The following is a 20,253-nucleotide window of genomic DNA, read 5'->3' as shown; positions in this document are numbered from 1 at the left end:
ACTTTAACGAGTCGGCTTTTTTTATGCTGATATTTGTAATTATATTTGATCTATTATGCTAAGTATACCGTTGTTCATAAGTGGTGCCGAGATCGCCTTTATCATGTTCATCTTAGTGATGGTTTTTGGTGCCGATAAAATTCCTGAAATTGCCAAAGGTTTAGGGAAAGGAATGAAAGCCATCAGGAATGCCTCAAACGATATTAAAAGTGAAATTCAGAGAAGTGCCGAAAAACAAGGTATTGATACAGATTTTACCAAAGATATCCGCGGCGAGATCGACAAGGTCAAAGAGGATATTGATGAGATTACCGGTTCCATCAAACGCAGAAACTAACTGTTTGTAAATGCTCGAAAAACTGCAGGATTGGGACAGGAGATTGTTCGTATTTCTGAACAATCTCGGGATTGAAAGATACGATTCCTTCTGGATATTTGTTACAGATCCCCGTCACTGGATACCACTTTATATCCTGTTCTTTGCTCTTTTCTTCATTGCTTATCACTGGAAAAAAGCAGTTTTTACCTCTTTGTTCTTATTGGCTTCGGTTTTTACAACCTGGGGTTTTACCAATCTGGTCAAGGGTTTTTTCACAAGATTAAGACCTAATAACAATCCCGATCTTTCAGATTTAATAAGAGTGCTTCAGGAACCTACTAATTACAGTTTCTTTTCCGGGCATTCTTCAACTTCTTTTTGCGCGACTACCTTCGTAGTTTTGGCCCTGAGGGAAAAATATCCCTGGATCTTTATTGCGTATCTGTGGCCTATCATCTTCGTTTTAAGCCGAATTTATGTGGGTGTCCATTATCCTGGAGACATCCTGGTGGGAATGATCGTGGGGATCAGTTTTGCATTTTTATTCTATAGGATCTATCTAAAGTCGGGTAGAAGGTTGTATTAGTTCACTTTTTTACGAGAAATCGTCAGGCCGTCGCGAATGGGCAGAATCACGGTTTCCAATCTAGGATCTTCCACCAGCAACTTGTTGTACTTCAGAAGCGCCTGTGTAGAAAGGTCGTCATCTTTCACATTTTCAATCACTTTTCCAGACCATAAAACATTGTCTGATAGAAGAATTCCGCCCGGATTCAGCTTCTCAATAATATGCTCGAAATAGGTTGGATAGTTCGGTTTATCAGCATCGATAAAAACCAGGTCAAATTTTTCCTGAAGCTTCGGAATGATTTCGGTGGCATCTCCTAAATGCTGAAAGATCTGTTGGCCGTATTCAGAAAGATCAAAATACTTTCGCTGCAGGTCATACAGCTCTTCGTTCACATCGATCGTGTGCAGCTGCCCGTTGGCGCTCATGCCTTCCGCCAGGCAAAGGGCAGAATAACCCGTATAAGTTCCAATTTCCAGAATATTGCCCGGATTGATGATCTTGGACAGCATACTGAGAACGCGCCCCTGGTAATGACCGCTCAGCATCCTCGGCTGCATGACCTTTTGATGTGTTTCGCGATTCAGTTTTGCCAGGAGTTCCGGTTCTTTTTCAGAATGGGCAACAATGTAGTCGTCCAGTTCTTCAGGTAAAAAATGCATGGAATAATTTTTCACAAAAATAAGGATTACCACCCAGAGCGAAACGGCTATTTCATTCAGAATTGTATTTTTGAAAAAAACTCCAAATATGCAGTTCGAAAACAGCCTGGAATTTGCTCAAAAGCTGGACCGGGAAGATCCTATGGCTACCTACCGCGACCAGTTCCTTTTTCCGAAGGTCAATGGAAAAGATGCGATCTATTTTGTGGGAAATTCGCTGGGACTTCAGCCGAAAATTGCCAAAGATTACGTAGACGAGATCATGAAAGACTGGGCCGAGCTGGGTGTGGAAGGGCATTTTTATGCCGATAAACCCTGGTGGGATTACCATGAACGTTTTTCTGAAAAACTTTCGAAGGTGGTGGGCGCTTCTCCTTCCGAAGTGACCGTCATGAACACCTTGACGGTCAACCTGCATTTATTGATGACCAGTTTTTACCGCCCCGAAGGCAAACGTTTTAAGATCGTTTGCGAAGAAAAAGCATTTCCCAGCGACCAGTATATGGTCGCGAGCCAGGTGCGCTTCCATGGTTACGACCCGTCAGAAGCCATCGTGGAACTGAAAAAGCGTGACGGAGAGCAAAATTTCAGGCTCGAAGATATTTTGTCAACCATCCGAGAGGTAGGAGAGGAGTGTGCGCTAGTGCTGATTGGTGGGGTGAATTATTATACGGGCCAGGTTTTCGATATGAAGACTATTACGAAAGTTGGTCACGAAGTGGGTGCGATGGTTGGTTGGGATCTGGCACATGCTGCCGGAAACATCGAGCTGCAGTTGAGTGACTGGGATGTAGATTTTGCCGCCTGGTGTAGTTATAAGTATATGAATTCTGGGCCGGGAAATGCTTCAGGTTGTTTTATCAATAAACGTTTCCACGGAAAAAAGGATATCCCAAGATTTGAAGGCTGGTGGGGCCATAATAAAGACCGAAGGTTTTTGATGGAGCCGGAATTTCAACCCGAACCAACGGCGAATGCCTGGCAGATCAGTAACGCCCCGGTGCTTTCACTGGCGCCATACCTTGCTTCCCTGCAGCTTTTCGATGAGGTAGGAATGAAAAAACTGATAGCCAAACGCAACCAGATCGTGGCTTTTTTGGAATATGTGCTGCATGATATCGACAGGCAGGTAGATAGCAATTTTGAAGTGATTACCCCGGCAAACCAGGAAGAAAGAGGAACACAGCTCAGCGTTTTTCTGCATGGAGAAGGAAAAGAGCTTTTTCGGTATTTGATGGATCAGGGAGTGATGTTGGACTGGCGTGAACCAAATGTGATCAGGCTGGCACCGGCACCATTTTATTGTTCTTATGAAGATGTTTTCCGGTTTGGGCAAATTTTAAAGGAAGGAATACTTTCTAAACAGAAATAAAAAAAGGCCTGATTTTTCAGGCCTTTTTGATTATTCACTTTTGTTTTTGGTCACTTCGATATCGGTAAAGAATAGCTCAAAATTGCCCTCTTTGTTCTTATGCGATCGTGCGATCTTGATGCCATCATAATTTTTATAATCTTCCCAGGTAGTGGCCATCTCCCGGCCACCATCAGCCGATTTGTATACCCATTCCTGGATCATCAGGTCATCATCGTAGTAAATGTCATAGCTATCACCCGGGGTGTAACCTCCTTCAGACGGGAAACTAACCGTAAGCATTTTCATTTGATCCCCGCTAATGGGAGCAGTAGCCTCTTTTGGGTCACTGATCTTGGCATTAGACCATTCCATCTGGAAAGGAAACAGCAACCAGTACGAGTCATTGATAAACTTGGAATCTATAGATTTTTCTGAATCGCCCAGGCTGTCTTTTTTCACGTAACTGCTTACCGAATCATTTTCCGTCAGGCTTATTTTTCCTGCTTTTCGGTTCCAGACCCAGTGCCGTTTGGATCGTACGGAATCTCCAACTTTTACGTTGAAGGTGAAGCCAATTTTTTCCACATCGTCAAACTCCTTAAAGCCGTTGGCTTCAGCAATTTTCTGATATTCCTTTGTGTTGGCATCTTCGACAACCGGTTCGTTTTTTTGGTCATTTTTGCAGGAAACCAAGGCTATTCCCAGGATCATGCTGTAAAGTATCTTTTTCATTTGCTGGTTATTAAGTGAATTAAAGGTAGTAATTAAATTGCATTGATGCTCATACCGCCATCGGCAATAATATTCTGGCCCGTGATATAGGAAGATTTGTCCATGGCGAGGAAAGCGATTGGCGCGGCCATTTCCGAGGCTTCTGCCACTCGTTTTAAAGGTGTTCTTTTCTGAATTAGATCCATCATTTCAGTATTTTCGAGATAGGTTTTAGTCAGCGGTGTTTTGGTAAACCAAGGCGAGACCGCATTCACACGAATCCCGAAAGTGGCCCATTCTGCGGCCAGGCTTCGTGTTTGCTGAAGGAGTCCTGCCTTAGACATCGCATAGGGAACACCCGTTCCCACGTCCTGGATGGCTGCGGAAGATGCAATGTTGATCACCGAAGCGTTTCCAGAATTTTTCAAATACGGAAAGAGTTTTCTGCTTAGGTCAAATGTTGCTATCAAATTGATCTCTAATACTTTTCTGAATTCTTCTTCGGAATAATCTATGGCCTTTTTCCGAATATTGATGCCGGCATTTTGTACTAAAATGTCCAGTTTTCCGAAGTTTTCCGCAATCCAGTCGGCCACTTTTTTTCTGTCGGGATCAAAAGAAGAATCTGCTCTCAGGCCCGTCACCTTATGGCCTTTATCCGTAAATTCCCTTTCAGTTTCCGTAATTTCTTCTTCATTACGAGCAGTAAAAACCACTTCCGCACCAAGTTTCGCAAATTCCAGCACGGTGGCTTTTCCAATTCCTTTGCTTCCGCCGGTAACCAGCGCTTTTTTTCCTTTTAGATCCCACATAATTTAATTTTCAATAAAAAACCCTTTGATCGCTCAAAGGGTTTTTTAATGTACCATTGATTTTATAGTCTTCTTCCTGTAAGTAATTTATACAGAATAAGAATTACTGCAAGAACAATTAAAATATGGATGATACTTCCAAGGTCTGGGAAGGCAAAATATCCCACAAGCCATCCAATAATTAATAAGACGATAATAAGCCAGATTAAATCTCTCATTTTAGGTTGATTTTTAGTACAACTTCTCGTTGCAATGGTTAATACTAAATCTTAGTTAGTCGCTTTTTGTTTAGCGTTGTACTAATTTAGATAATCGGTTTACCGCTTGTTGAGCATTTAACCTTGATTTAACGTAAACTCCTAAAAGTCTGAGGGGTTAGAAATAATCGCTTTCGCTCGGGACCGGATCTCCTCCAGTTCCTCGCTATCTTTCTTATTTAGAAGGCTCATCATCATATTCATTCGCTGATTATTTTTGAAATGTTCGCGTTTCGAATCCAGGAAGTTCCAATATAATGTGTTAAAAGGGCAGGCCTTTTCACCCTTCTTTTTACTCACGGAATAGTGGCAATCCTTGCAGTAATTGCTCATTTTATTGATATAACTACCGCTGGAGACATAAGGTTTTGTGGCAACCAGCCCGCCATCAGCAAACTGGCTCATTCCCCGTGTGTTGGTCATTTCCACCCATTCAATCGCATCTATATAAATGCCCAGGTACCATTCGTCTACCTGGTCTGGATGGGTTTCTGTAAGCAAGGCGTAATTACCCGTGATCATGAGTCGCTGGATGTGATGGGCATAGGCATTTTCCAGGCTATTCTTGATACTTTGATGCAGGCAGTTCATTTTAGTGTTCGCATCCCAGTAAAAAGGTGCAAGATCGTTTTGGTTTCGCAACTTATTGGTACGGCGATAGCCAGGCATTTCTTTCCAGTAAATTCCTCGCATATACTCGCGCCAACCCAGGATCTGCCTGATGAAACCTTCTGTTTGCGAGATATCGATCTCATCTTTATGATCGTAGTAATAATCTAATACCGAATCTATCACCTCCTTTGGGCTTAGCATTTTCGTATTCAGCGCAAAAGACAGCCGCGAATGGAAAAGATAAGCCTCTTCCGTGTGCATGGCATCCTGAAAATCTCCAAAATGCACGAGCAGGTTTTTACAGAAATAATTCAACACCTTCAGGGAATCTTCACGCGAAGTAGGCCAGTTAAAATTTTTGGCGCTTATCCTGCCAATGGTTTTTACACCTTCTTTTTCGAGAAGTTTTACCAAGTCACTTACATCTTTTCGGAAACCTTTTTCATGTGGAATCTCGGTTTTTTCATCCCATTTTTTCCTGTTTGATTTGTCGTAATTCCACTTGCCGCCTTCGGATCCTTGGCGTTGACCATCATGATGTCATATTTTTTGCGCATGTCGCGGTAGAAATATTCCATGGTCAACTGCTTTTTTCCTTTAAAGAATTTTTCAAGATCATCGCGCTGGGTCAGGAAATGTTCGGTGTCAAAAGATGCTGTTTCAATATGAAGATTATTACAGATCTCTTTCAGTTGTTCATCCAGGCGATACTCATCTGGAAGCTGGTATTCGAACTTTTCTATATGCTGTTCTTCAATTAATTGTTTCAGGTTCTTTTCCAGGTCCTGCTGATTTTGCTTATCGTCCAGCTTCAGATAGATCACCTCGTACTCCTTGGCTGATAAATATTCAGCAAAATTCCTCATGGCCCGGAAAAAACCTACCACCTTCTGAATATGATGTCGAACATAATCGGTTTCCTGTCGCATCTCCATGATGACGTACACGACCTTTTCCTGATCATCATCAAACCAACTATGCTGGTGATTGAGCTGATCGCCCAAAATGAGTCGAAGAGTCTTTAATTTTTCAGCCATAATTCCTGATATTCGCCGTCAGGATCATAGCGCTCTGCCTGACTTTTAATGTTAAATTTCCGGTCTCGCGGATCATTCCCCACTCCGCTGTTATACATCCAGTTGCCCCAATTGCTGTGAACATCGTAGTCTATGAGCACATTTTCAAAATACGCGGCCCCTTTGCGCCAGTCGTGGTGCAGTTCCTTTGCCAGAAAACTGTTCACGTTCTGCCGGCCGCGATTGCTCATGAAACCAGTAGCTGCCAGTTCTTTCATATTGGCATTGACGAAATCTTCGGAAGTTTCTCCAGCTACCCATCTCTTAAAATCTTCCTCCTCCTGATTCCACCGAGGATCTTTTTCCAGAATTCCACCAAGCCTGAAGATTGCATTTCCATGTTTTAAAGAGACGTATTTGAAGAAATCCCGCCAGATCAGTTCAAAAATGAGCCAGTAGGTGCTTTGGTTTTTCGTTTCGCCCTTTTCAAATTTTTTAACCTCGTGGTAGATCTGTCTGGGAGAAATGGAGCCGTTTGCCAGCCAGGCAGAGAGTTTGGAGCTGTAGTCGGTTCCAAGTAGTCCGTTACGCGTTTGCTTGTATTTTGCCAGGTTTTTAGATTGCCAGAAATAATCTGAAATACGTTTTTTAGCCTCGTTTTCTCCACCTTTAAAAGGAAACGCGCTCCGGGGATCGGGTTCAAAGTTTTGCAATCCCAGCGAATTTAAATCGGGGATTTCTGTAGTTTCGTTCAGTAAATTGGAAGCTGGTTTAGGATCTGGGCGCGGGATAAGTTGGCGCACCTCTGATTTTTTCTCGCAGGCTTTCCGAAATTCAGTGAAAATTTTTGGGATTTTGTTGATCTCAAAGGGAATATCTTCAGGGTGATATAAAAACTGCTGATAATAAGAACGAAAACTGACATTTTTCAGCTTTGCTTTCAGGGTATCTTCTACTTCTCGTTCTTCTGAAGTCCATTCCTTCTGGTAATAGATTGTGGAAATATCATAGTTTTCAACTAATCGAGAAAGGACTTCTTCCGGCTTTTCCTGGTATATAAGTAGAGAAATATGGAGTTTCTCCAGGTTTTGCCGTAGCTGAGAGATCGTTTCCAGGAGAAACTGCGCGCGGAATTTGCCGGTTTTCTCAAATCCCCAGCACGTCATTTGGTAATGCCTCGGATCAAAACAGTAAACCGCCAGGACCTTTTCGTGATGCTTACTTGCTTCAGCTAAAGATTCCAAATCTTCGGTTCGCAGGTCATTTCTATACCAGATGAGGCCAGTTTTCAGTTTTTGTTCCGTCGGCATTTTTCAGAGCAATAGGTTACTTCGTCCCAGTTCTTTTCCCATTTTTTCCGCCAGGTAAAGGGTTTTCCGCAAACAGGACAGATTTTTTGCGGTAAATGTTGTTTTTTGGTTCCTTTCATCAGGAATTTTCATGGCTGAAAAAAGATTTCACCTCTTGGTCGGGTCTCGCGTAATGGAACCGATCAAGCAAAGCGGGGAGGGCGTAGCCGTCCAAACCATTGATGGCTACACTGCCGGCGTCATCCAGTCTTAACCAGCCATCTGGCATCTGTATGCCTTCATCAAAATAAATGTGCTCGATGGCGGCAACGATCAGAAGGGTGTCGTTTTCTTTGATCTCGTATTCGTTTACATACTTACAACCCAGTTTGATCTCACTTTGTCCCACATAGGGTGCCGGGAAATCGTCCAGATATTCTTCTTCCAGACCGGTTTTGGCAAATTCAGAAATATGTTCGTCGTATTTCGCTGCTGTTTGATGAGCCTGCTCGATCATTTTTTCGTGAATATGATTTACCGTAAAGTACCCGGTTTCCCGGATATTCTTATAGGTATTGCGTTCTACCGTAAGCGGGCGAGTCACAAAACCAAGCAGGGCCGGATCGCTGCCTAAATGCGTTACAGAACTGAATACCGCCACATTCGGGTTCCCCTTCTGGGATTTGGTTGCGATGAGGTTTGCAGATTTGTACCCGGTACAACTGTTTACCAGGTTCAACCGGAAGATTTTTTCCATTTGCTGAATTTCAGCGGCTGTGATATGTTTCATAAAAAAAAGGTCAGTTTATTCAACTGACCTCAAGTTAGAAATTGCCCGTTTAATAGGCTGTTAACAGATTTTTAAATTAATCCTGAGTTTCTAATTTATTGATCCTCATTTCGTACTCTTCCATCGCTTCATTGATCTTTTCAGTATTTTCAGAAGCTGTTTGATGCGCGTCTTCCATGGCTTTTTCAAGTTCTTTGTCAGGATGCTGGAATAAATCTGTAATAACGTGATTGATTTTATCCAGAATACTTTCCTGGCTGTTCTTAATATCTTCCAGCTTGTTTAGGGTAGACCGCATTTGGTCAAGTTTTTCCTGCTCCATAATTTTTGTTTTAGTTAAACTAATTTACTTCATCTAAACCGGAGGAAGGCTGAATCTTAACAGCCTTTATAACAGGTTTATGGAAATTTTAGTAACTATTCCGTTTTTTCGTAGGCCGGATAATCGGTGTAACCTTTTTCACCGGGCGTATAAAATGTGTCCGCATCCCAGTCTGCCAGCGGCCAGTTATTTTTGAAGCGCTCCGGAAGATCAGGATTGGAAATGAACAATTTTCCGAAGGAAACCAGGTCGGCATCTCCTTCTTCAATGACTTTGTTTCCGCTTTCCTGGTCAAAACCGGCATTGATCATCAAAGTTCCTTTATAAATTCCGCGGTAATGCTTGGCTATTTCGCTTTCCAGGTAGGCAATGTCGCTCACATCGGTAAAAGGTTCTGAAAGGTGGACGTAAGCCAAGTCGTAGGCATTCAGTTTTTCGATGATATGGTCAAAGGTTGGAATGCTGTCTTCGGTTGCCGTAATCCCGAAAACACCGTTCAAAGAAGGATTAAACCTGCAGCCAATCTGGTTTTCCGGCCAAACTTCAGCAATCGCTTCAAGCACTTCGAAAAAGAATCGGGCCCGGTTAGCGATATCTCCCCCATAGTCATCTTTTCGTAGGTTTGACTTGCTATTAAAAAACTGGTGAAATAAATATCCATTGGATGAGTGAATTTCAACCCCATCAAAATTGGCATTTTTAGCCATTACCGCCGCGTGTTTAAATTCCTGGACGGTTTCCTGGATTTCCTGACGGCTCATCTCCTGTGGTTCCACCGTTTGCTCAAAACCATCAGGCGTGTACACTTTTTCTTCGGGGTTTACAGCGCTGGGAGCAAGTGGCTTGTCCCCATTGTGGAATTTGGGGTGAGAGATCCTTCCGCAGTGCCACAACTGGATAAATATTTTTCCACCTTCTTCATGAACAGCTTCAGTTACTTTTTTCCAGCCCTCCACCTGTTCTTCGGTATGAATGCCTGGTGTATTGATGTAACCCACCGCTCTTTCCGAAACCTGGGAGCCTTCCGTGATAATTAGGCCGGCACCGGCACGCTGACGGTAGTAGGTCGCATGAAGATCTGTAGGGGCATTTTGATCATTGTCTGCCCTGCTGCGGGTCATGGGAGCCATGACAACCCGGTTCTTTAGTTTCAGGTTTCCAAGCTGGTAGGTTTGCAACAAAGGCTGATTTTCATTTTCCATAGTTCTTTCTTTTTCAGTTTTTCCTTAAAATTACCCGATATGGCCGGTTCTGGCTGTTAATGAAATGATAAATAGGCCCAATCCTGGGGTTCGAAATTCAATAAAATCGGTTAGTTCCCGGCTGTTAGCCTATAATTAGCTAATTTCGTATTCGGAAAATAGCAGGGCTGTCTTTGCCCGGTTTATCGAATTAAGTTCATGCAGAAAAAGAAAAATATCGCCATTGTGGGTTCCGGACTTGTGGGTTCGCTACTTGCCATATATTTGAGAAAGCAGGGGCACGGAGTGACCGTTTTTGATCGCCGGCCAGATGTGCGAACCGTCGAATTTTCAGGGAGGTCCATCAATTTGGCCATGTCTAATCGTGGCTGGAAAGCTTTGGCTGAAGCGGGTATCGAAAAAGAGATCAGGCAACTGGCACTTCCGTTGGATAAACGGGCGATGCATGTGGTGGATAAACCGGTCTATTTTCAAAAATATGGAAATGACGGCGAGGCGATCTATTCTATTTCTCGAGGCGTCCTGAATCGAAAAATGATCGATCTGGCGGAAGAAGCCGGCGCAGTTTTCAGGTTCGAGGAAAAAGTTTGGGATGTCGATATGCGAAGCGCTCAGCTTTTCACCGGGGAATCTGAAAAAAGTGAGTGGAAAGAGTACCAGTTTGATCTGGTTTTTGGCGCCGATGGAGCCTTTTCGCGAATTCGGCATAAGATGCAACGCCAAAGTCGTTTCAACTATTCCCAGCATTTTATCGATGTTGGATATAAAGAGTTGACGATTCCTGCCAATGCAGATGGCAGCCACAAACTGGATAATGCTTCCTTCCATATTTGGCCACGCGGGGAGTTCATGCTCATCGCCATGCCGAACCTGGACGGCAGTTTTACCTGTACCTTATTTTTGCCTTTTGAAGGAAAAGTTTCTTTTGAAAGTCTGCAAACTGAAGAGCAGGCAGATGATTTCTTTGAGCGCTATTTTCCCGATATTAAAGATGAAATTTCCAATTTGAAGCGTGATTTTTTTAAAAACCCTACCAGCGCGATGGTTACGATCAAGTGCTTCCCCTGGTCGTACTATGATAAGATCACGCTCGTGGGCGATTCAGCACATGCGATCGTTCCGTTCTACGGGCAGGGAATGAATGCCGGTTTCGAGGATATTTCGGTGCTCTATTCCAAAATTGAAAAATATGGTGACGACTGGGAATCTATTTTTGAAGAATACCAGAACGAAAGAAAACCAAATGCTGATGCGATCGCGGAACTGAGTTATCGCAATTTCATAGAAATGAGCAGCAAAACGGCAGATCCATCTTTTTTGCTTCGGAAGAAAATAGAAAAAAAATTCACCAATAAATACCCCGAAAAATGGATTCCACTGTATTCCAGGGTCACTTTTTCAGATAAATCGTATTCTGAGGCTCTGAAAATAGGGGATTGGCAGCGGCAGGTCATGGACGAGGTCATGAAAATGCCAAATATTTCGGAAGACTGGGACCAGCCTGAAGTGGAAGAAAAAATACTGGAACTGATTCAAAAAAAGAAACCGGAATCAATTTCCTGATCCCGGTTATTTTCAAAAATTACTACGATTTTTTAGTGAGCACCTTCTTTTAGCAGCTCGGGGAATTTCGCTTTGAAGCGGTTTATTCTTGGTATGGAAACCTTTTGGATGTATGGATTTTCAGGATGATTCTCTTCATAGTCCTGGTGGTAATCTTCCGCTTTCCAGAATTTTTGGAAAGGGAGGATTTCCGCGGCAATTGGCTTATCATAATTCTGAGCGACCTCTGCCTTCACTTCTTCGATGATCTTTTTCTGTTCCTCATTCTGATAAAAAATAATAGAGCGATATTGAGAACCATGGTCTGGACCCTGGCCATTGACCTGGGTTGGATCCTGCGACCCGAAATAGACTCGCACCAGGTCCCGAAAGCTGATAATATTTGGATCATAAATCACTTCAACAGATTCGGCATGACCGGTTCTCCCGGTATTGCTCTGCTCGTAAGTGGGGTTTTTAGTATGACCTCCCGAATAGCCTGAAATAGCTTCGTCCACACCTTTTAGGCTTTCATAAACCGCCTCTACGCACCAAAAGCAACCGCTGGCAAAATAGGCATGTTCCAGGCCATTTTGTGCGGGAACCGTGACCGGTTTGGCATTCGCAATTTCATCAGGAGTAGCTGAATTTTGGGAATTGCCATTTCCGCAGCTTATAAGGAAAAGGCTTAAAAAATTGATCAGTAAAAATTTCATATTATTTTCTTTTATAAGTTCCTTCCAGAGTTTTCTTTCCCAGAATGGCGTAGTCTACAGCTAAGTCGCCGTCGATGCTAAAACCTTTCCAATCCAGGTCAAAACCCTCGGCATTTGGGGAAATTACTGCAATAGGAGTGCCGGTTTCAAATCGATCCCAGGGAATTTCAGAATTCGTGGTTTTGGACGATTTTCCAGTGTAGTATACCTCGATCTCATCGCCGTCCTGGGCATAGCGGGTATTGATATACAATTCCTGATCCTTCAGGCATAGTTCGCCGGTACCAGAAGTGGCCATATCGATGCAATAACAGGAACAACCAGAGTCTTCCGGATGATCTGTTTTGATATAAACTCCGGAATAGCCATTTTCAGGCATTGCCAGGGAATCTTTATCAGAAGCTTGCTGGTCACCTGTTGGTTCTTCCGCAGTCATTTTTCCGGAATCGGAATAATCATTTTCCGAAGTTCTTTCTGAAGCGGGAATATCGGTAGAGTCGGTTTTGGCTCCCTGCTGGTCTTTACAGGACCATAGGAGCAAACCGAAACAAATAATCATCAGTCTAACTTTCATCGTGTTTGGTTTTAAATAATTAAAGTTAGGCTATAATTGCTGTTTTAATGTGAAATTGCTGTTAATCCCTGATTCACTGGCTGTTCAGATCAAGTCATAAAAAAACTGCCTGAAAAGCTTTTGCTTCAGATCTTACGATCTTACTGTTACTTTCCAGACAGTTCTGTTTTATAAAAAAATGTGAAGTTTAGAACTTCTTGAACATACTGTCCATTTTTTCCTGTTCTTCTTTAGCCAGTTCTTCGTCAACAAGGATACGACCACTGTGCTCATCAGTAATGATCTTCTTTCTACCGGCAATTTCCATAATTACCTGCGGTGGAATGGTGAAGAAAGATCCTCCGGAAGCTCCACGTTCAACAGGAACTACGGCAAGACCGTTCTTAACATTGCTTCTGATGCGTTTGTAGGCTTTGACCAGGCGATCTTCGATATTCTTTTCGTATTCAGCTGATTTATCGATCAGGGCCTGCTCTTCTTTCTCCGTTTCTTTCAGGATCTCGTCAAGCTCTCCTTTTTTGTGCTTCAGGTGCTCTTCGCGTTCTGAAAGTTTTTCTTTGGTCTGGGCGATCACCTCTTTCTTCTGTTCGATTTTCGCCTTGTATTCTTTGATGTGCTTTTCAGAAAGCTCGATCTCCAATTCCTGGTATTCTACCTCTTTGCTCAGGGCATTAAATTCGCGGTTGTTGCGAACATTCTTTTGCTGCTCTGAATATTTCTTGATAGTAGATTTAGAATCTTCGATCTGATTCTTTTTATTCTTGATGTCGTTCTCAATAACCTCAATATCGGCATCCAGTTTTTCCAGACGTCTGTTCAAACCTGCTACTTCATCTTCAAGATCCTCTACTTCTAAAGGAAGCTCTCCGCGTACGTTTCTAATTTCGTCAATTCGCGAATCTACCAACTGAAGATCGTACAGAGCTCTCAGCTTCTCTTCTACAGTAACATCGTTTTTTTTCGCCATATTATAAATACTTGATAGGATTGGTGTTTGTATCTGCTAAAATAAGTGCAAAACTACTAATTTTTTTGCTAAGAAAAGAATATAGTAAATTTTTTGTAAACTGCTCGCTTTCATAGTGTCCAATGTCGGCAAGTACCAGTTTTTTCTCGGCTTTATAGAAGTCGTGGTATTTCAGGTCGGCAGTAATAAAAATATCTGCCCCGGCATTTTTAGCATTTTGGATCGCAAAAGCACCGCTTCCTCCTAAAACGGCCACTTTTTTTATCGGCTTCTGAAGCAGTGCTGAATGCCTGATGCAGCCGGCATAAAAGGTGTCTTTGACCATTTTCAAGAAATCTTCTTCTGAAGTGGTAGTTTCCAGTTCTCCGATCATCCCCATTCCCAAATGCTGATTTTCGTTTTCCAGCTGCTGGATCTCGTAAGCCACTTCCTCGTAAGGATGACTGCTGAAAAGTTTTTTAAGGATAGCTGATTCTCTATGCGCCGGGTAGGTAAGACCAATCTGGATCTCCTCTTCGAAATGCGTTTGTCCCTTTTCGCCAATCACCGGGCTGGACGCTTCGTTTCCTTTAAAACTGCCTTTCCCCAACACATTGAAGCTGCACTCGTCATAATTACCAATACTGCCCGCACCTGCTTCAAATAAAGCCTGCCGCACAGAATCAGCATTTTTAACGGGGACAAAAGTCGTTAGTTTCTTGATCGAATCTTTCCGCGGGATTAGAATTTTACGATTCTTAAGCTGTAGTTTTTCTGCGATCATGTCATTCACGCCTTTGTAATGATTATCCAAAGCGGTGTGAATGGCGTAAATGGCAATGTCATTTTTAATGGCTTTCAGTACGGCGCGTTGCACATAGTCGCTACCGGTAAGCTTTTTTAAACCCGAAAAAATGATGGGGTGGAAGCTAACAATCAGGTTGCAATTCCTGGAAATAGCTTCGTCCACGGTTTCTTCCAGCGTATCTAGCGTGATCAGCGCGCCCGTCACTTCCTGGTTTTGATCGCCCACGAGTAAACCAACGTTATCAAAACTTTCTGCGTAACGGGTCGGGGCAAAATCTTCCAGAATGGCAATTACCTCCTGTATAGTCATATTTTTAATAATTTAGCCACTGAAGTGTGGAATAACTCCAGGCTGTTGAATTTTTAGGCAAAAATGGCCAAATTCAAAGATAAAGAATAAAACAAGCTTGCCATGAAACACCTTAGGAAATTGCTTTACCCGTTTTCAGTGGTTTACCATGGGGTGACGGCAGCTCGCAACACGCTCTATGATCTCGATATCCTTTCTTCGGAAAAGTATGAGCTTCCAATAATCTGTGTGGGGAACCTGAGTGTTGGAGGTACGGGAAAATCTCCCATGATCGAATACTTATTGAATTTGCTGAAGACGGAAAAAGTTGCCGTGCTAAGCCGCGGTTATAAGCGAAAGTCTACGGGATTTCAATTGGTAGCGGTAAACGACAGTGTTTTGAAAAGCGGTGATGAACCCCTGCAGTTCAAGAATAAGTTCCCCAGGGCGATCATAGCAGTTGATGCCAACAGGCAACATGGTATTGCTGAACTTCAAAAATTCTCTCCAGCTGTGATCCTGCTGGACGACGCCTTTCAGCATCGAAAGGTGCAGGCGGGTTTTCAGATTTTGCTTACTCGATACGATGAGCTTTTTACGAAAGACTTAATGCTGCCAGCCGGGAACCTTCGCGAAAGCCGGGGCGGAATGCGGCGTGCCGATATCATCCTGGTCACCAAGTGTCCTTCTGAACTGAGCCAGGAAAAAATGCGGGAGATCGAAAGAGAAATCGCTCCGGCTTCCTACCAGAAAGTATTTTTTACCGGTATTGAATATGATTCGTCAGTTTTTAATAGTAAGGAAAGCATGCTTCTCCAGGATTTTATGAGGGAAAAGTTCACGCTGGTAACCGGAATTGCTAAAGCGACCCCGTTGGTGCAGCATTTAAACCGACTCTCCGGAAATTTTGAACACCTTGAATTTGGGGATCACCACGCCTTTTCAGAAGAGGAATTGAAAAAATTGCGAACGCATGAACGAATTCTTACTACCGAAAAGGATTTTATGAGACTTCGAAACTATTTTCCGGCGGAGCAGTTATATTACCTGCCAATCCAGGTGAAATTCCTAAACGGTACACAATCAGAATTTGACCAGTCCATCCAAAATTTTATAAATAAAAAAGAGACGCGGTGAGCGTCTCTTTTGTTTTGGCTAATTCAAACTATATAAGGTATGTCTTCTTTATATAATCCTACTAGCGTTATTTTTTACAAAGTCTGTACCAAAAGATCTAAACCGTTGTTTCTCTGGCAGCTAAATACTTATTGATCTTGTGGAAGAACTCTTCGGTTTTATAAGGTTTTGGAATAATATCATTAAAACCATTAAGGTAAAATTCATCCAGGCTTTCGTCCAGCGTGACCGCGGTTAAGGCGATGATCGGGATTTCCTCGTTGAATTTCCTGATCTGGATGGTAGCCTCAATCCCGCTGATGCCGGGCATGTGAATATCCATCAGGATAAGGTCAAAATGGTTGTTTTTCACTTTCTCTACGGCAATACTTCCATTGTCTGCCACATCACAGATCACCTTGTTCTTTTCAAGAATTTTACGGGTGATCATCTGGTTGATCTTGTTATCCTCCACAACCAGGATGCGTTTATCGATCATAATATCGTTCGTCAGCTTGCTTTCGTCAATAGAAGGTGCGACTGGTTTCTCAACGATTTCACCTTCCGGAGCTTCAAATTTCAGGTCAAAAGTAAACTGAGAGCCTTCGCCAAGTTCGCTTTCCAGTTCTACTTCGCTATCCAACAGGCTCAAAAGATTTTTCACGATAGAAAGCCCAAGACCGGTTCCGCCAAATTTGCGGTTGATCTGTGTAGAACCCTGTGTGAAATTTTCGAAAATGGCTTTTTGTTTCTCTTTGCTGATGCCTTCCCCATTATCCTTGATCTCGAATTGCAGGTAGACATTCTTATCCTGCTGCTTGATCTTTTTAACATTGATCCAGATGTCGCCATCCTCGGTAAACTTAATGGAGTTCCCGATAAGATTGATCAGAATTTGAGAAACTTTCAGCGGGTCACCAATGAGCTTCTTCGGAATGCTTTCGTCAAACTTGAAATGCAGCTTGGTTTTCTTTTCGTCGGCGGAATTTTTAAGGGCGATCAGCACGTCGGAAATGCGTTTCTCCAGGTTGAAGGTAGAGTTTACTACTTCCACTTTGTTGGCCTCAAGCTTGTTGAGATCCAGGATATTATTGATCAGTGACAACAGGTATTCTCCTGAAAATTTCAGGGAGTTCAGATGTTCTTTCTGACTTTCAGTCGGGCTTTCTTCCAGCAATAAATGGGTGAGTCCGGTCACAGCATATAGCGGTGTTCGCAGCTCATGGGTGATCGTGGAAAGGAATTGAGCCTTGGCCATCGAAGCTTTTTCAGCATTTTCTTTGGCAAGGGTTAATTCTGAATTCTTTTTCTGTAGTAGTTCGTTCGCCCGGGCTCTCAAATTGTTGTTCTTGTAGAGCGAAAGGGTCAACAGGGACAAAATGGTGATCAGGGCCACACTGAGAATGGTGGTGAGTTTGTTCACTTTCAGGGTGCGTTCCTGTTCTGCGTTTTGAATGGTGAGCTCATCTACAGTCGATTTCAGCGCGTCCACACCTAATCGTTCGTTGGTTTCGCTCGCCAGTGCTTCCTTGTTCATGTCGAACACTTCATCACGAACTGCATTAGCTTTTTTCAGATACTCCAGTGCCTGCTGTGGGTTATTCCGAAGTTCTGCAATGTCACTCAACATTCCATAAGAGTACATGGTCATCCCGATGAATCCATCACCCTGCGCAATACCAAGAGCTCCCTTTGCCACTTTTTCAGCTTCGGCATAATCGCCTTCCAGCATATGAATTCGGGCTTTATAATAATGCCAGCGGCTTAGCTCATAATTATTATTGCTTTCTTTTAACCGAACACGAGCATTGTCCATTAAATTATTGGCGAGGTCCCTTTTATCAGGCACATTCATGTACAGAATTGCCTTATTAAGATCGATAAGACCTAATTGTTCCTCGTTGTCATGTTTTTCAAAATAATCGGCTGCCAGGTCAAAATACTTGATGGCGCGGTCATAATTTTGTTTAGAATAGAAAAGTTTTCCGAAGAGCACATACGAATAGGCGAGACCTTCTTCATCGTTGATATTGCGCTGAATGGAGATGGCTCTTTCCAGTTCGGTCACTCCTTTGTCGAATTCATGCCGAACCTGGTACATCCTGGCCAGAATGCTGCTTACCAGTGCGATATAGCGCTTATGATCAATGCTGCGAGCCATTTCCAGAGACTGCGTGAGTTCTTCCTGGGCGCGATCGAACTGCATCGTATTGATGGAGTGCTCAGCCTTGTTCAAGAGTTCCTTTATTTCCTCAGGGGTAACCTTTTGGGCCGGTGTGGCCGCAGGATCCTGAAAACTAACTAATGTAAAGCAACAGAATAATAGTAAAATCGAGAGCTTTAAGTTCTTCATTAGGGATAATAGCAACTGGCTTTAATGTGGTTAAATATAGCTATTTATCGTTAACAAGTGAAATTAAATCGATAAGACGACTCGAATATCCAAATTCGTTGTCATACCAGCCTATTAGTTTAATGAGTTTCCCATCGATGACAGAGGTCATTTGTGCATCGAAAATACAGCTGAAAGGGCTGTCTAGAATATCTACCGAAACAATGGGGTCTTCAGTATACTGCAGGATTCCCTTCAATTCGTTTTCAGCTTTTTTTCTGAAAAGTGCGTTCACTTCCTCAATGCTGGTCGCTTTTTCCACGTTCAGCGTCATATCGGTCAAAGAACCGTTAGGCACCGGAACCCTGATCCCGCATCCCCCGATCACTTTCTGAAGATCAGGAAAAATATGGGTCAGTGCTTTAGCGGCACCGGTAGTTGTAGGAATGATGGATTGCGCGGCGGCCCTGCTTCGGCGTAAATCACGGTGAGGTTTGTCATGCAGGCTCTGGTCTGTAGTGTACGAATGAACGGTGGTAATATACGCCTGCGAAACTTTGAAATGTTCGTGGATCACTTGGAGCATTGGCGCGGCATTATTGGTCGTACACGAGGCATTGGAAATGATCTCTTCCGTACCGTCCAGCAACTTTTCATTAACTCCAAGTACCACCATTTTAATAGCTTCGTCCTGAGGCGGCACTGATAATATGACTTTTTTGACAGTCCCTTTCAGATGACCTTTTAACGAATCAGATGTTTTAAACTGGCCTGTCGCATCCACGACTATTTCCGCAGGGGTGTTTTCCCAAGGGATTTCCTTCGGGATCTGACTATTAAACAGCGGAATATTTTTCCCATTTACGATAATATGATCTTCTACGGAAGAAACTTCAGCAGGAAGCGTTCGGTGAATGCTGTCATATTTCAGCAAATGTGCCAGGGTTCTGGCGTCGCTAAGATCATTGATGGCCACCACTTCAATAGATGGATGGTTCAGCAGAAGCCTGAAAAGGCTGCGGCCTATTCTTCCGAAGCCGTTAATTGCAATTTTCGTCTTGCCAGCCATGGCTTAGTTGATATGTTTCTGGGCTTTGTAAGAGGAACGTACCAGTGCGCTGCTTTCTACATGGCGGAAGCCCATTTCCAGGCCGATCTCTTCGTATTTCTTGAATTGATCGGGTGTGATGAACTGTTTTACCGGCAAATGCCTTTTGCTGGGTTGTAGATACTGTCCTATGGTCACTACATCTACTCCGGCGCCGCGAAGATCTTCCAGGGTCTGGATCACTTCTTCTTCCTGTTCGCCAAGGCCCAGCATGATTCCAGACTTCGTCCTGTTGATGCCATTGTCTTTTAGGTATTTCAAAACACCAAGACTGCGGTCGTACTTCGCCTGGATGCGCACTTCGCGAGTGAGCCTTTTTACGGTTTCCATATTGTGAGAAACCACTTCCGGCATTACTTCGATGATTCGGTCAATGTTTCGTTCGTTGCCCTGAAAATCTGGAATAAGTGTTTCCAGAGTAGTTTCGGGATTCATTCTGCGGATAGCCTTTACGGTTTCCGCCCACATGATCGATCCCATATCTTTCAGGTCATCGCGGTCCACGCTCGTTACTACGGCATGTTTGATCTTCATCAACCGGATGGATCTTGCAACTTTTTCGGGTTCATCCCAATCTACAGTTTCTGGCCGCCCGGTTTTCACACCACAAAATCCGCAGGAGCGGGTGCAGATGTTTCCCAGGATCATAAAAGTTGCGGTTCCTTCGCTCCAGCATTCACCCATATTCGGGCAACTCCCGGAAGTACAGATCGTATGAAGATCGTATTTGTCTACCAGGCTGCGGAGTTCGGTGTATTTTTTACCGGTTGGAAGTTTTACCCGTAACCATTTTGGTTTCGGCTTTCTTTCGGTCTTTTCTTTGATTGGAGCAACTTCTGTATTCATAGCAAAAAACTGTGGTTCAAAGATACAATAATAAGCGTAAATGCATAAACTTAGGCGGGTAGA

The 20,253-nt window shown here is 43.3% G+C and carries 21 protein-coding genes and 1 pseudogene; 5 read left to right on the top strand and 17 right to left on the bottom strand.

From position 1 onward, the window contains the following. Positions 1-55 precede the first annotated feature (55 nt). Positions 56-337 (top strand): Sec-independent protein translocase subunit TatA/TatB, encoded by a 282-nt coding sequence (locus tag GRFL_RS03380; protein ID WP_083643292.1) that lies wholly within the window; start codon positions 56-58, stop codon positions 335-337. Between the two features lie 10 nt (positions 338-347). Further along, on the top strand, positions 348-905 hold the full coding sequence (locus tag GRFL_RS03375) for a phosphatase PAP2 family protein (protein WP_083643291.1): 558 nt from the start codon (positions 348-350) through the stop codon (positions 903-905). Here GRFL_RS03375 and GRFL_RS03370 read toward each other — a convergent pair. Next, positions 902-1,549 carry an O-methyltransferase gene (locus tag GRFL_RS03370; RefSeq protein ID WP_083643290.1) on the bottom strand — a complete coding sequence of 216 codons (648 nt, stop codon included), beginning with the start codon at positions 1,547-1,549 and terminating at the stop codon, positions 902-904. The two genes, GRFL_RS03375 and GRFL_RS03370, sit on opposite strands and share 4 nt — an antisense overlap. 88 nt (positions 1,550-1,637) lie before the next feature. On the opposite strand from GRFL_RS03370, the gene kynU reads away from it, so the two are divergent. Continuing rightward, on the top strand, positions 1,638-2,921 hold the full coding sequence (gene kynU, locus GRFL_RS03365; RefSeq protein ID WP_083643289.1) for a kynureninase: 1,284 nt from the start codon (positions 1,638-1,640) through the stop codon (positions 2,919-2,921). Between the two features lie 30 nt (positions 2,922-2,951). Here kynU and GRFL_RS03360 read toward each other — a convergent pair whose 3' ends face one another. The 9 genes and pseudogenes from GRFL_RS03360 to GRFL_RS03325 form a co-directional block, all read right to left on the bottom strand. After that, positions 2,952-3,635, bottom strand: a complete 684-nt coding sequence (locus GRFL_RS03360) for a hypothetical protein (protein ID WP_083643288.1) — start codon at positions 3,633-3,635, stop codon at positions 2,952-2,954. Between the two features lie 32 nt (positions 3,636-3,667). Beyond that, on the bottom strand, positions 3,668-4,426 hold the full coding sequence (locus GRFL_RS03355) for an SDR family oxidoreductase (RefSeq protein WP_083643287.1): 759 nt from the start codon (positions 4,424-4,426) through the stop codon (positions 3,668-3,670). Between the two features lie 62 nt (positions 4,427-4,488). Continuing rightward, positions 4,489-4,644 carry a lmo0937 family membrane protein gene (locus GRFL_RS18000; protein WP_139839197.1) on the bottom strand — a complete coding sequence of 52 codons (156 nt, stop codon included), beginning with the start codon at positions 4,642-4,644 and terminating at the stop codon, positions 4,489-4,491. Between the two features lie 141 nt (positions 4,645-4,785). Further along, a pseudogene (locus GRFL_RS03350) lies at positions 4,786-6,332 on the bottom strand (cryptochrome/photolyase family protein). Continuing rightward, a complete protein-coding gene (locus tag GRFL_RS03345) occupies positions 6,317-7,621 on the bottom strand; it encodes a DASH family cryptochrome (RefSeq protein WP_083645943.1) in 1,305 nt (434 codons plus the stop codon). Before GRFL_RS03345 ends, GRFL_RS03350 begins: the two are co-directional and overlap by 16 nt. After that, entirely contained in the window at positions 7,600-7,740 is a 141-nt protein-coding gene (locus tag GRFL_RS03340) for a DUF2256 domain-containing protein (protein ID WP_083643286.1), read from the bottom strand. Before GRFL_RS03340 ends, GRFL_RS03345 begins: the two co-directional genes overlap by 22 nt. Then, entirely contained in the window at positions 7,740-8,390 is a 651-nt protein-coding gene (locus tag GRFL_RS03335; RefSeq protein WP_083643285.1) for a flavin reductase family protein, read from the bottom strand. Before GRFL_RS03335 ends, GRFL_RS03340 begins: the two co-directional genes overlap by 1 nt. 76 nt (positions 8,391-8,466) lie before the next feature. Next, on the bottom strand, positions 8,467-8,712 hold the full coding sequence (locus GRFL_RS03330; protein WP_083643284.1) for a hypothetical protein: 246 nt from the start codon (positions 8,710-8,712) through the stop codon (positions 8,467-8,469). A 95-nt stretch (positions 8,713-8,807) separates the two neighbouring features. Next, positions 8,808-9,914 (bottom strand): alkene reductase, encoded by a 1,107-nt coding sequence (locus GRFL_RS03325; RefSeq protein ID WP_083643283.1) that lies wholly within the window; start codon positions 9,912-9,914, stop codon positions 8,808-8,810. Positions 9,915-10,112: 198 nt separating this feature from the next. Here GRFL_RS03325 and GRFL_RS03320 point away from each other — a divergent pair, with 198 nt between their 5' ends. Beyond that, a complete protein-coding gene (locus GRFL_RS03320; protein ID WP_083643282.1) occupies positions 10,113-11,477 on the top strand; it encodes an FAD-dependent oxidoreductase in 1,365 nt (454 codons plus the stop codon). A gap of 32 nt (positions 11,478-11,509) precedes the next feature. Here GRFL_RS03320 and msrA read toward each other — a convergent pair whose 3' ends face one another. From msrA to GRFL_RS03300, 4 genes are all read right to left on the bottom strand, one after another. Continuing rightward, the gene (gene msrA / locus GRFL_RS03315; RefSeq protein ID WP_083643281.1) at positions 11,510-12,172 is read right to left on the bottom strand and encodes a peptide-methionine (S)-S-oxide reductase MsrA; all 663 of its coding nucleotides are present in this window, start codon (positions 12,170-12,172) and stop codon (positions 11,510-11,512) included. Position 12,173: 1 nt separating this feature from the next. Beyond that, complete coding sequence (locus GRFL_RS03310) at positions 12,174-12,746, bottom strand: hypothetical protein (RefSeq protein ID WP_083643280.1); 573 nt, start codon at positions 12,744-12,746, stop codon at positions 12,174-12,176. 187 nt (positions 12,747-12,933) lie between these two features. Beyond that, positions 12,934-13,713 carry a zinc ribbon domain-containing protein gene (locus GRFL_RS03305; protein ID WP_083643279.1) on the bottom strand — a complete coding sequence of 260 codons (780 nt, stop codon included), beginning with the start codon at positions 13,711-13,713 and terminating at the stop codon, positions 12,934-12,936. 1 nt (position 13,714) lies between these two features. Continuing rightward, on the bottom strand, positions 13,715-14,809 hold the full coding sequence (locus GRFL_RS03300; protein WP_083643278.1) for a Nif3-like dinuclear metal center hexameric protein: 1,095 nt from the start codon (positions 14,807-14,809) through the stop codon (positions 13,715-13,717). 102 nt (positions 14,810-14,911) lie between these two features. On the opposite strand from GRFL_RS03300, the gene lpxK reads away from it, so the two are divergent. Continuing rightward, the gene (gene lpxK / locus GRFL_RS03295) at positions 14,912-15,925 is read left to right on the top strand and encodes a tetraacyldisaccharide 4'-kinase (protein ID WP_083643277.1); all 1,014 of its coding nucleotides are present in this window, start codon (positions 14,912-14,914) and stop codon (positions 15,923-15,925) included. Between the two features lie 97 nt (positions 15,926-16,022). Here lpxK and GRFL_RS03290 read toward each other — a convergent pair whose 3' ends face one another. From GRFL_RS03290 to lipA, 3 genes are read right to left on the bottom strand one after another with little or no spacing between them, the layout of a single operon-like run. Then, positions 16,023-18,257: a hybrid sensor histidine kinase/response regulator gene (locus GRFL_RS03290; protein WP_083643276.1), complete on the bottom strand. Its 2,235-nt coding sequence runs from the start codon at positions 18,255-18,257 to the stop codon at positions 16,023-16,025. Between the two features lie 40 nt (positions 18,258-18,297). Further along, positions 18,298-19,305: a type I glyceraldehyde-3-phosphate dehydrogenase gene (gene gap / locus GRFL_RS03285; protein ID WP_083643275.1), complete on the bottom strand. Its 1,008-nt coding sequence runs from the start codon at positions 19,303-19,305 to the stop codon at positions 18,298-18,300. Between the two features lie 3 nt (positions 19,306-19,308). Further along, on the bottom strand, positions 19,309-20,190 hold the full coding sequence (gene lipA, locus GRFL_RS03280; RefSeq protein ID WP_083643274.1) for a lipoyl synthase: 882 nt from the start codon (positions 20,188-20,190) through the stop codon (positions 19,309-19,311). Between the last annotated feature and the right edge of the window lie 63 nt (positions 20,191-20,253).

Origin of the sequence: Christiangramia flava JLT2011, from assembly GCF_001951155.1 — a bacterium.
In the GTDB taxonomy this organism is placed as follows: Bacteria; Bacteroidota; Bacteroidia; order Flavobacteriales; family Flavobacteriaceae; genus Christiangramia; species Christiangramia flava.
This window is presented reverse-complemented; position numbering and strand designations above follow the sequence as displayed.